This is a genomic window from Micromonospora globosa (assembly GCF_000717585.1).
GTDB lineage: Bacteria > Actinomycetota > Actinomycetes > Mycobacteriales > Micromonosporaceae > Micromonospora > Micromonospora aurantiaca.
The window spans coordinates 1-11,954 of sequence record NZ_JNZR01000061.1 but is presented as its reverse complement, the minus strand read 5'-3'; the positions used below and the strand labels follow the sequence as shown (position 1 = coordinate 11,954).

7 protein-coding genes are annotated in these 11,954 nt (G+C 73.1%); 1 reads left to right on the top strand and 6 read right to left on the bottom strand.

All coding sequences use genetic code 11. The features are described 5' to 3' along the window. Window positions 1-12: 12 nt before the first annotated feature. From mycP to IF06_RS0131285, 4 genes are all read right to left on the bottom strand, one after another. Window positions 13-1,437: a type VII secretion-associated serine protease mycosin gene (gene mycP, locus IF06_RS0131300; RefSeq protein ID WP_030275354.1), complete on the bottom strand. Its 1,425-nt coding sequence runs from the start codon at window positions 1,435-1,437 to the stop codon at window positions 13-15. A gap of 10 nt (window positions 1,438-1,447) precedes the next feature. After that, window positions 1,448-2,923, bottom strand: coding sequence for a hypothetical protein (locus tag IF06_RS34805; RefSeq protein ID WP_030275352.1), 1,476 nt, complete (start codon window positions 2,921-2,923; stop codon window positions 1,448-1,450). 13 nt (window positions 2,924-2,936) lie between these two features. Continuing rightward, on the bottom strand, window positions 2,937-3,374 hold the full coding sequence (locus IF06_RS0131290; protein ID WP_013288016.1) for a hypothetical protein: 438 nt from the start codon (window positions 3,372-3,374) through the stop codon (window positions 2,937-2,939). A 169-nt stretch (window positions 3,375-3,543) separates the two neighbouring features. Further along, window positions 3,544-5,529 (bottom strand): TIGR03960 family B12-binding radical SAM protein, encoded by a 1,986-nt coding sequence (locus tag IF06_RS0131285; protein ID WP_030275350.1) that lies wholly within the window; start codon window positions 5,527-5,529, stop codon window positions 3,544-3,546. Between the two features lie 205 nt (window positions 5,530-5,734). On the opposite strand from IF06_RS0131285, the gene IF06_RS32615 reads away from it, so the two are divergent. Beyond that, a complete protein-coding gene (locus IF06_RS32615; RefSeq protein WP_036312005.1) occupies window positions 5,735-7,636 on the top strand; it encodes a hypothetical protein in 1,902 nt (633 codons plus the stop codon). Between the two features lie 4 nt (window positions 7,637-7,640). Here IF06_RS32615 and IF06_RS0131270 read toward each other — a convergent pair whose 3' ends face one another. Beyond that, entirely contained in the window at window positions 7,641-8,348 is a 708-nt protein-coding gene (locus IF06_RS0131270; RefSeq protein WP_013288019.1) for a lysophospholipid acyltransferase family protein, read from the bottom strand. A gap of 157 nt (window positions 8,349-8,505) precedes the next feature. After that, window positions 8,506-11,652, bottom strand: a complete 3,147-nt coding sequence (gene ileS / locus IF06_RS0131265) for an isoleucine--tRNA ligase (RefSeq protein ID WP_013288020.1) — start codon at window positions 11,650-11,652, stop codon at window positions 8,506-8,508. Window positions 11,653-11,954 lie beyond the last annotated feature (302 nt).

Below are 11,954 nucleotides of genomic sequence, written 5' to 3'. Positions count from 1 at the left end.
GTGCAGGGTCGGTCAGGGGCGGGGGTTGCCGGGTGGGGCGTACGGGCTCTGGCCGGGTGGGGTGTGGGCCTGGCCCTGGGGCGGGTAGGCGCCCGCGCCGGGCTGGGGGTACCCACCCGGCTGGGGGTATCCGCCCGGCTGGGGGTGCGCGCCGGGTGGCGGGTAGCCGCCGGGTGGGCCGTAGCCGGGCGGCGGGGCGGCGTGACCGGCGGGCACCGGCGGGCCCTGCCCACCGGCGTCCATCCGGTCCAGTGCCTCGTCCGGGATGGAGCCGACCTTCGCCAGCTCACGCCGGTGACGGCGGCGGTTCCAGATCAGGAACACCACGAGCGCCAGCAGCACCACGAGCGCCACGGCGATGCCGATGCCGATCACCATCACCTGCTGGTCGGTGGGGCCGCCCCGGTCGCCGTACTTCGTCACGTCGAAGTTGTCGTCCTCGGCGGCGGCCGGTGGCGCGGACGCGCTCGGCGCGGCGGCCCCGAGCAGCGGGTTCGCCGACACCGACGGCACGTCTGCGGTGAGCGCCGCCACCGGGTCGATCCGGCCGAAGCCGAACCGCGGGTCGCGGCCGGGCGGCCCGGCGTCCCGGGCGGTACGGATCATCCGGTTGATCACGTCGGGCGCGGAGAGCTTCGGGTGCTTCGACCGGATCAGCGCCGCGACACCGGAGACGACGGCGGCGGCGTCGGATGTGCCGTCCCCCCAGCCGTAGCCCCGGTCCGGGCCGATGTTGTAGACCTCGTCGCCGGGCGCGGCGATCACCGCTTCCGGGCCCTGGGCCGATCCGGACCAGAAACCCCCGCCCCGGACCGTGCCGGTCACCGCGATCACGCCGGGGATCTTGGCCGGTGAGACGACGTCCGGGCCGGCCTGCCGGACGTTGCCGGCGGCGGCCACCACGACCACGTCGCGCTCCAGCGCGTACCGGATCGCGGCCTCCTCGACCTCCTCCACGGGCCCGGCGCCGCCGTACGACAGGTTGAGCACCTTCGCACCGCCGTCGACGGCCATCCGGATGCCGGTCGCGGAGTCGTCCTTGGTGGCCGCCGCGCCGACGGGCTTCCGGATGGGCAGGATCCGGGCGTCGGGCGCGATGCCGACCACCCCGGTCCCGTTGGCCGCGATGATCCCGGCCATGTGGGTGCCGTGGCCGTCCGGGTCGCGCCGGCCGTCGCCGGAGTCACGGGTGCTGCCCCCGGCCAGGACCCGGCCCCGCATGTCGGGGTGCCCGGCGTCCACACCGGTGTCCAGCACGCCGACGACGACGCCCCGCCCGGTGGAGATCTGATGCGCCCGGTCGATCCGCAGCTCGTCCAGATACCACTGCTCGGCGCGGCGCGGCGCGGCCACCGCCGGCTGGGCGGCACCCAGCAGCATCAGTCCGGCAAGCAGACCGGCCGTCACCGGCCGGAGCGCGCCGACGTGCACCTTCATCCGTCCGTCCTCATCGCAGGATGCCCGGGGACGCACCGTCACCGGCACCCCACGGATCGTCGTCCTCAGTCAACCATGACGAGTGCCCCGCCGCGTCGCCGCCGTGACCGGCGCCGCCGTGACCGCCCATCATTCCGCCGCCCATCATCCCGGCGCCGGCCATCCCGCCACGCGCGCCGCCCGCGCCGCCCGGTCCCGCCGCGGCCGCGGCCTTCAACGCGCTGGCCGCGCTGGTCAGTGGCGGAACCTTGCCGTTGCCGCCGCCGACCATGCCGGGCAGGCCGCCCATGGCCATGCCGCCGGCCGCGCCGATCCCACCGCCGCCGATCCCGCCAGCCGAGCCCAGGCCGGCGCCACCACCGCCGAAGCCGCCGCCACCGGCGCTCAGTCCACCCGCGCCACCGCCGCCCAGACCGAGCGTGCCCGGCCCGCCTGCGGTGATCGTGCCGGGCCCGCCCGCGCCGGCCAGACCACTGCCGTACTCCGGGGTGCCCGAGCCGGGCGCGCCACCGAGCTCGGGGATCCCCCCGGTGGTCGGCGGGGTGTAGGAGCCGCCGCCGGGGATGCCGCCGCCGGGCCCACCCGGGGGCGGCGTGAACGAACCGCCGCCGGGCGTGCCACCACCGATGCCGGTGCTGCCGATGGACGGCATGGGGCCGCCACCGCCGGGCATGCCGCCGCCGGGCGCGCCGCCACCCGGCAGGCCGCCGCCGGGCACACCCGTCGGGGGAACCCGCGGGTCGCCGCGGTAGCCGTCGCCCAGTTCGCTGTCCGTGGGGCGGGGTACGGCCAGCTTGGGGCGCTCGGCCTCGACCGCTGCCGGCAGCGGCGACATCGCCTTGTTGGCCGCCTGCTGGTTGTCGCGGTACCAGTTGTCGAGGTGCGACTTGGTGTCCCACCAGCCGCCCCGCTTCTGGTCGCTGGCGTTGCCGTCGATCTTCATGGTGGCTTCGAGGTCGTCGGCCTTGTCGCGGAACGCGCCGTCGGCGTACAACGCCTGGTTGCCCTGGTAGTCGCTGCGCAGCGCGGCGAGGAAGCCGGACTGGCTCTCACCGTCGCGCGCGTCGTCCAGCTCGGTGCCGCCGGGCAGGCTCCACTCGTTCCAGCCGAAGTTGTCCATCAGCGGGATCGGGATGCTCGCCACCGCCGTACGGATGTCGCCCTCGATCCGCGACAGCGCGCCGCTGACGTTGCCGGCGTGCGTGATGAGTTCCTCGATGTCCTTGCCGATCTCGGACAGGTGCTCGCGGTACGCGTCGCCGCCGCTGCCCTTCCAGCCGGCGAGCATCCCGGGCAGGCCGCCGGTGTGCGGGCGCTCCTGGCCGGCCGCGATCGGGCCGACGAACGAACGGCCCACCAGCGAGTCGCGTAGGTGGCCGAGCGCCGTGGAGAGGTTCTTCCAGCCCGCGCCGACCGATCCGACGGTTTCCGGGTCCGCCGAGAGCGTCACCTCACGGACGCAACGCTCCCAGGTGCCTCCTGCCATGACCGTCTCCCCCTCAGGCCGTGTACGGGTAGGTGGGCTGCTGACCGGCGTCCGGCGGCGGGGCCGCGGACTCCAGCAGACGCTCGATGTCCTTGCCGTTGGCCGCGTTGCGGGCCTCGGCGTCGCGGAACGCCTTGGCGATGTCCTGTGTGCCCTGCTTCAGGCCGGCCAGCTTCATGGAGATGGCCTTGAGGTGGGCCTCCATGCTGGCGGTGGACGTGGTCAGCGCCTGCCACTGCATCCGGGCGTCCTCGTACGCGCCGAACGGGGTGCCGTTGGGCACCGTCTGCGCGTTGCCGCTGTCGCCCTTCATCCGCTCCTTGATGCGCTCCATCTCCCAGGAGATGGTGTCCTCGACGTACTGCTTGAGGCGCTCGATGTACTCGGCCGCCGCATCCAGGTCCTCGACGCTGACGTGCAGATCGCCGGTGTCCGGCGGATTGATGCCCATGCTGCCTGTCCTCCCCGCTGCCGGCCCCGGCCGGTCCATTACGGACGCAGCGTATCGAGGAAGGACCAGTCGGGGCACCCCCACCCCGCGTACCGCGACGGTCACCGGGAAGGACGACGGAGCGCGGGAACCCGGTCGGGTTCCCGCGCTCCGGTGAGTGCGGGCGGCGTCAGCCCTGGGCGGCTGCAGGCAGCTTCAGCCCGTTGACCGGGGTGAGCGGCAGCAGCTTGCGGCCGGTCGGGCCGATCTGGATCTCGGTGTCCATGGACGGGCAGACGCCGCAGTCGAAGCAGGGCGTCCAGCGGCAGTCGTCCTGCTCGTACTCCGACAGCGAGTCCTGCCAGTCCTGCCAGAGCCAGTCCTTGTCCAGGCCGGAGTCGAGGTGGTCCCAGGGCAGGACCTCCAGCTCCTCGCGCTGCCGGGTGGTGTACCAGTCGAGGTCCACGCCGTACGCCGGCAGCACCTCGGTGGCGGCGTCCACCCACCGCTGGTAGGAGAAGTGCTCGCTCCAGCCGTCGAACCGGCCGCCGTTCTCCCAGACCTTGCGGATCACCGTGCCGACCCGGCGGTCGCCCCGGGAGAGCAGGCCCTCGATCAGCGACGGCTCGCCGTCGTGGTAGCGGAAGCCGATCGCCCGGCCCAGCGACCGGTCGCTGTTGATCGCCTGCTTGAGCAGCTTGAGCCGGCCGTCGATGACCTCCGGCCGCTCCATCGAGGCCCACTGGAACGGGGTGTGCGGCTTCGGCACGAACCCGCCGATGGAGACCGTGCAGCGGATGTCCTTCGACCCGGTGGCCGCGCGGCCGGCCCGGATCACCTCGTGCGCCATGTCGGCGATCTCAAGGACGTCCTCGTCGGTCTCGGTGGGCAGGCCGCACATGAAGTAGAGCTTCACCTGCCGCCAGCCGTTGGAGTACGCGGTGACCACCGTACGGATGAGGTCTTCCTTCGACACCATCTTGTTGATCACCTTGCGGATCCGCTCCGACCCGCCCTCGGGCGCGAAGGTCAGACCGGTCCGCCGCCCGTTGCGGGACAGCTCCTGGGCCAGGTCGATGTTGAACGCGTCCACCCGGGTCGACGGCAGCGACAGCGAGACGTTCGTGCCCGCGTACTGCTCGGCCAGGCCGGAGCACATGTCGCCGATCTCGGAGTGGTCGGCCGACGACAGCGACAGCAGGCCGACCTCGTGGAAGCCGGAGAACTCCAGCCCTTCCTTGACCATCTGGCCGACGGTGGTGATCGACCGCTCCCGCACCGGGCGGGTGATCATGCCGGCCTGGCAGAACCGGCAGCCACGGGTGCAGCCCCGGAAGATCTCCACCGCGTACCGCTCGTGGACCGTCTCGGCGAGCGGCACCAGGGGCTTCTTCGGGTACGGCCAGGCGTCCAGGTCCATGGTGGTGCGCTTGTGCACCCGGAACGGCACGTCCGGCCGGTTCGGCACGACCCGCTGGATCCGGCCGTCGGGCAGGTAGTCGACGTCGTAGAAGCGCGGCACGTACACGCTCTCGGTGCGGGCCAGCCGCAGCAGCAGCTCGTCGCGGCCGCCCGGGGAGCCCTCCGTCTTCCACTCCCGGACGATGGCGGTGATCTCCAGCACCGCCTCCTCGCCGTCGCCGAGCACCGCGGCGTCGACGAAGTCGGCGATCGGCTCCGGGTTGAACGCGGCGTGCCCGCCGGCCACGATCACCGGGTCGGCGTCGGTGCGGTCGGCGGCGAGCAGCGGAATGCCGGCCAGGTCGATCGCGGTGAGCAGGTTGGTGTAGCCCAGCTCGGTGGAGAACGAGACGCCGAACACGTCGAAGTCACGCACCGGGCGGTGGGCGTCGACGGTGAACTGCGGCACGCCGTGGGCGCGCATCAGCTTCTCCAGGTCGGGCCAGACCGCGTACGTCCGCTCGGCCAGCACGTCGGGCAGCTCGTTGAGCACCTCGTACAGGATCTGCACGCCCTGGTTGGGCAGGCCCACCTCGTACGCGTCCGGGTACATCAGCGCCCACCGGACGGTCGCGGCGTCCCAGTCCTTGACCACCGCTCCCAGCTCTCCACCCACGTACTGGATGGGCTTGGTCACCTGCGGCAGCAACGGCTCCAGCCGGGGCCAGACCGAGTTGGCGGCGGCGGGACGCGGGGTCGTGGACGGGGCACTCATGATGCCCAAGCGTACGCGGTGCCCCCGCCTTCTCCCGCGCCCGCGCCCGTGTCCGCCGCGTTGATCAAGGAGTTTGTGTGCTGTCCGGCGCTCCCACGGGCACGAACTCCTTGATCACCGGAGTGGGGCCGGGGACCGGGGCGGAATTCGTCCCGGGTGGCGGGGCGGTACTAACCTCGCAACGGGCCGAGAGGAGATTGCCGCGATGCCGCAGCCGCAGCCGGGGGCGGACCGGCCGGCCGACGGGGCCGAGATGCCGTCCGTCACCGAGCCGGCGACCGCCGCCGACACCGAGGACGCCACGGGCGCCTCGGCTCCGGCGTCCCCGTCCGGCACACCGGAGGCCGCCGACGACCGGACCCCCGGCACACCGGAGGCCGCCGACGACCGGACCTCCGGCGCGACGGCGGCCGACCAGCTGTCCGGCGCCGCCGACAGCGAGCCCAGCGAGCAGCCGGAGCAGGCCGGACCCGCGCGGCCGGACGAGCCGGCCGAGCAGGCGCTCCGGGACGACCGCCCGGAACCGTCCGAGCAGGCTGAACCGGCACGGCGGGACCAAGCAGCCGAACCGGCGGACCCGGCCAGCACCGCCCCGCTCGACAGCGCGAGCCCGCACCCACCGGCCGACGACGCCGCCGCCCCCACCGGCAAGGCCGGCCCCCAGGCGAGCGCGACGATCGCCGACGCCCTCTCCGGCAACGCCGGAATGCCGGCCGACGCGCCTACCGACGACGAGGCTCCGACTGCCGACGCCGGAGCGCCGGGCGGCACTCCGCCCGTACCGGTCACCCGGGCTCGGGGATCCGCAGCGGTTCCGGGCCGCACCACACCCGTACCCACTCCCCGGACCGGGCGGCAGCCGGATCCGACCCGGATCGACGTCGCGCCGCAGCCGCCCCGGGCCGCGGCCACGCCTGACCCCGCCAAGGTCGAGAACGCCCAAGACCGCATGCCGTCCGCGAACACGCCGGACCCGACCCGCGTGGAGAACACCCCCGATCCGACCCGGGTCGACGCGCCCGCGCCCCGCTGGAGCGGTTCCGCCGCCGTCCCGCCACCGCCGCCGCGACGGCCCGCCTGGGGCGAGTCCGCCGAGCCCACGCCGGTGCCGCCGCTGGCATCGCCGGAGCACGCCACGCCGGTCGACCCGTGGGCCGGGGTGGACACCACCGGCTGGGAGCTGCACGCCCCCGAACTGCCGCCGCCGACGCCGACTCTGCCCTACACCGCGCCCTGGGCCGCGCCGGACAACCCCCACCCGGCCCATCCGGCGCCACCGGCGGCCCACCCCGCCCCGCAACCGGCACCACCGGCCCGTCCCGCGCCGCCCGCAGCCCGGCCGGTCTCACCACCGCCGCACAGCCCGCCGTACCCCGGACCGGCCCGGCCGGTCTCGCCGCCGCACCACCCCGGTCCGCCCGCCGCCCGGCCGCTGCCGCCCGCGGCGCCCGTCGCGCCGCCGGCGAAGCCCGGACGGCCGCCGAAGCAGCGCCGGGGCAAGGCCGGGCCGCCTGTCGCACCGCCGCCGGGCTGGCAGCAGCCGCCGAAGCGGACCCGCCGCCGGCGCCGCTGGCCCTGGGTGCTGCTGCTCTCCGTCGCCTGCTGCTGCGGCCTCCCGCTCTGGTGGTTCCAGCCGATCTCCAGCCAGTACCCGGCCAGCGCCACCCTCCCGGACCAGATCGACTCGATGCGGCTGCGCCAGGACGAGAGCAGCCGGACCGCCGCCGAGGAGCTGAAATCCCAGGTACGCGAGGCGAACCTGCTCGCCGAGGACACGTTCGCCGGCATCTACAGCACGAGCGACGGCAAGCGGGTGACGTTGTTCGGCAGCACCGGGCTGCGGTTCAGCCCGGAGTCGGACGCCAAGGCGGAACTCGACCGCCTCGCCGGGGACTACGCCCTGAAGGAGTCGGTGGCCGTGGACACCGGCGTACGGGGGCGCCACGAGCGCTGCGCCGTGGGCCGGGCGGACGGCGACTCGGTGGTGGTCTGCGTCTCGGCCGACCACGGCAGCCTCACCACGGGCGTGTTCACCCGGCTGTCGGTGGACGACAGCGGGCGGCTGCTGAACGACCTGCGCCAGCGCGTGGTGGTGCCGAAGTCCTGACCGCTCAGGCGGTCTGCTCGCCGCCGGCCTGGTCGCCTGCGGTCTGGTCGGCGCGCTTCGGGGCGTAGCGCGGGACGTACTCCTGGCCGCTGAGCTTCTGGATCTCGGCCATCATCTCGTCGGTCATCGCGCGCAGCGAGGTGCGGTCGTCGGGGCGGCCGGTGAAGTCCAGCGGCTTGCCGAACTTGATGGTGATCTTGGCGCGGCCCGGTCGCGGGATCCGCGTACCGATCGGCTGGGCCTTGTCGGTGCCGGTCACGCCGACCGGGATGATCGGCACGCCGGCGGCGATCGCCAGCCGGACGGTGCCGGTGCGCCCGCGGTAGAGACGCCCGTCCGGGGAGCGGGTGCCCTCCGGGTAGACGGCGACCAGGTCACCGGCCTTGAGCACCGGGATCGCCGCGTCGAACGCGGTCAGCGCGGCCCGGCCGCCGGCCCGCTCGACCGGGATCGCGCCCAGCCCGGTGAGCACGAACTTGGAGAAGCCGCCCTTGAGCCCGGTGCCCTTGAAGTACTCCGACTTGGCCCAGAACGCCAGGTGGCGGGGCACCACGGTGCCGAGGAGCAGTTCGTCGGCGACGGAGAGGTGGTTGCTGGCGAAGATCGCGCCGCCGGTCGCCGGGATGTGCTCCAAACCCTCCACGTGCGGACGGAAGGCCAACCGGAGCGCGGGCGCCACGGTGAGCTTGCCGATGGTGTAGAGCAGGGGCACGGGTCCTCCGGCGGTCGTACGTGAAACAGGCGCTGTCACGGTAGCCGACGCGGCCGTCCGCCACCGAGCGGGTGGTCCGCAGTCCACTCGCTGGGTGCGGGTGTTAAGCAGGGGCCCCTCCTCTACCTGAGGCGTTAAGAAGGGCCCCCGCCTTACATCACACCTTGCGGACCGTCACTGTCACGCGCTCGCCCTCGCCGGCCTCGCCGTCGAAGCCGTCGAGGCCCTCGGCGAAGTCGATGCTGTCGGCGAGCACCTCCCGGGCCACGAACCCGGTGTACGCGGCGACGGCCGCGCGCACCTCCTCCGAGGCGGAGACGGCCACCGTGATCCGGTCGGACACGTCGAGGTCGGCCTCCCGGCGGGCCTGCTGCACGACCCGGACCACGTCCCGGGCCAGCCCTTCGGCTGCGAGTTCCGGCGTGACCTCGGTGTCCAGCACGACCACTCCCTCACCGCCGGGCAGCGGCGCGGAGTGCTCGGCGTCGGCGGCGACCAGGCGCAGCTCGTACTCTCCCTCGGCGAGCGTGACCCCGGCGGCGACCGGGGCGCCGTCGCGCAGCTCCCACTCCCCCGCCTTGACCGCCTTGATGACCTGCTGGACGGCCTTGCCGACGCGCGGGCCGAGCGCCCGCGGCACCACGGTGAGCACCTGCTGGCAGTACGCGGACACCTCGTCGGTGAGCACGACCTCCTTGACGTTCACCTCGTCGGCGACCAGGTCGGCGAAGGGCCGCAGCTGGGCGGCGACGGGCGACGCCACTGTGAGCTTCGCCAGCGGCAGCCGTACCCGCAGGCCCTTGGCCTTGCGCAGCGACAGCGCCGCCGAGGCGACCGCCCGGACGTTGTCCATCGCGGAGACCAGCTCGTGGTCGGCCGGGAACTCCTCCGCCTGCGGCCAGTCGGTCAGGTGCACCGACCGCTCGCCGGTCAGCCCGCGCCAGATCTCCTCGGCGGTCAGCGGCGCCAGCGGCGCCACCACCCGGCAGAGCGTCTCCAGCACGGTCCAGAGCGTGTCGAACGCGTCCGCGTCGCCGGCCCAGAAGCGGTCCCGGGACCGGCGCACGTACCAGTTCGTCAGCGCGTCCAGGTAGGACCGCACGGTGGCGCACGCACCGGAGATGTCGTACGCGTCCATCTGCGCGCCGACGGTCGCCACCAGCTCGTTCGTCTTCGCCAGCACGTACCGGTCGAGCACGTTCGTGGAGTCGGTACGACGACGCGCGGTGTGGCCGTCGGCGTTGGCGTACAGCGAGAAGAAGTACCAGACGTTCCACAGCGGCAGCAGCACCTGGCGCACCGCGTCCCGGATGCCCGACTCGGTGACCGCCATGTCGCCGCCGCGCAGCACCGGCGAGGACATCAGCATCCACCGCATCGCGTCCGACCCGTACGAGTCGAACACGTGGTAGACGTCCGGGTAGTTGCGCAGGCTCTTGGACATCTTGCGCCCGTCCGAGCCGAGCAGGATGCCGTGGCTCAGGCAGTTGCGGAACGCCGGCCTGTCGAACAGCGCGGTGGCCAGCACGTGCATGGTGTAGAACCAGCCGCGGGTCTGCCCGATGTACTCGACGATGAAGTCACCCGGGTAGTGGTGCTCGAACCACTCGCGGTTCTCGAACGGGTAGTGCACCTGGGCGAACGGCATCGAGCCGGACTCGAACCAGCAGTCCAGCACCTCCGGCACCCGGCGCATCATCGACTTGCCCGTCGGGTCGTCCGGGTTGGGGCGGACCAGGTCGTCCACCGCCGGCCGGTGCAGGTCGGTCAGGCGTACGCCGAAGTCCCGCTCGATCTGCTCCAGCGAGCCGTACACGTCCACCCGCGGGTGGTTCGGGTCGTCGGACTTCCACACCGGGATCGGCGAGCCCCAGAACCGGTTCCGGCTGATCGACCAGTCCCGGGCGTTCGCCAGCCACTTGCCGAACGAGCCGTCCTTGATGTGCCCGGGGGTCCAGTTGATCTGCTGGTTCAGCTCGACCATCCGGTCCTTGAACGTCGACACGGCGACGAACCACGACGACACCGCCTTGTAGACCAGCGGGGTGTCGCAGCGCCAGCAGTGCGGGTAGGAGTGGGTGTAGGTGTCCTGCCGCAGCACCACCCCCCGCTCCTTCAGCTCCCGGATCACCGGCTTGTTCACGTCGAAGACCTGCTCGCCCTGGTACGGCGGGACCAGCGCGGTGAACCGGGTGTGGTCGTCCACCGTCACGACGGTGGGGATGCCGGCGGCGTTGCAGGTGTTCTGGTCGTCCTCACCGAAGGCGGGCGCCAGGTGGACGATCCCGGTGCCGTCCTCGGTGGTCACGAAGTCCGCGCCGAGCACCTGGTACGCGTTCGGGCCGGCCGGCTCGACGAGGAAGTCGTACAGCGGCGTGTAGCGGCGTCCGACCAGGTCGCGGCCGTACACGGTGCCGACCTGCTCGTACCCTTCCAGTTCCTTGGCGTACGCGCCGAGGCGCGCGGCGCCGACGACGTAGCGCTCACCGTCGCGTTCCAGCAGCGCGTACTCGATGTCGGGGCCGACGGCGAGCGCCAGGTTCGACGGCAGCGTCCACGGCGTGGTCGTCCAGACGCCCAGCTTGACCGGCCCGCGCAGCGGCTCCGGCGCGTTCTCGTCGGCGGTCAGCTCGAACCAGACGGTGAGCGTCGGGTCGTGCCGGTCCCGGTAGACGTCGTCCATCCGGGTCTCGGTGTTCGACAGCGGCGTCTCGCACCGCCAGCAGTACGCGAGCACCCGGAAGCCCTCGTAGACCAGACCCTTGTCGTGCAGGGTCTTGAAGGCCCACATGACGCTTTCCATGTAGTCCAGATCGAGCGTCTTGTAGTCGTTGGCGAAGTCGACCCAGCGGGCCTGCCGGGTGACGTACCGCTCCCAGTCGTGGGTGAACTCCAGCACCGACGTGCGGCAGGCGTCGTTGAACCGGGCCACGCCGAGGTCGAGGATCTCCGCCTTGGTGGTGATGCCGAGCTGCTTCTCGGCCACCACCTCGGCGGGCAGGCCGTGGCAGTCCCAGCCGAACCGGCGCTCGACGTGCCTGCCACGCATGGTCTGGTAGCGCGGCACCACGTCCTTGACGTAGCCGGTGAACAGGTGGCCGTAGTGCGGCAGGCCGTTGGCGAACGGCGGGCCGTCGTAGAAGACGTACTCGTTCTCGCCGTCCCGGCCGGCGTCGCGGGCCTCGACTGACGCCTCGAAGGTCTTGTCGGCCGTCCAGTGCTCCAGCACCCGGCGCTCGACCGCGGGCAGGTCCGGGCTCGCCGGTACACCGGCGCCGGTCGGGTCGTGCAACGGATAGGCCATCGCCTGTCGCTCTCCCTCAGCAGCTCACTCGTCCGTGGTCTGCGAGGACGAGCCGAATCCGGTACGCCGTGACCGGCGCCCGGGTGTGGCCCGCGGTACCACCCCGCTTGGCGGCCGAGGTGCGACCGCCCGCTCGTTGGCCGGCTGTGACGGGCCGGTCCCGTCCGGTTCTACTGAGCCGGTGACCCGGCCGTTCTTCCGGAGGCTCGCCGGTGATGGCCGGGTCGTCGCCTGTGCCCGTCAAGCGTACTCGACCCCCCACCCACCGCGCCGCCGAGTATCACCCGCCCCGCCTCTCCCCG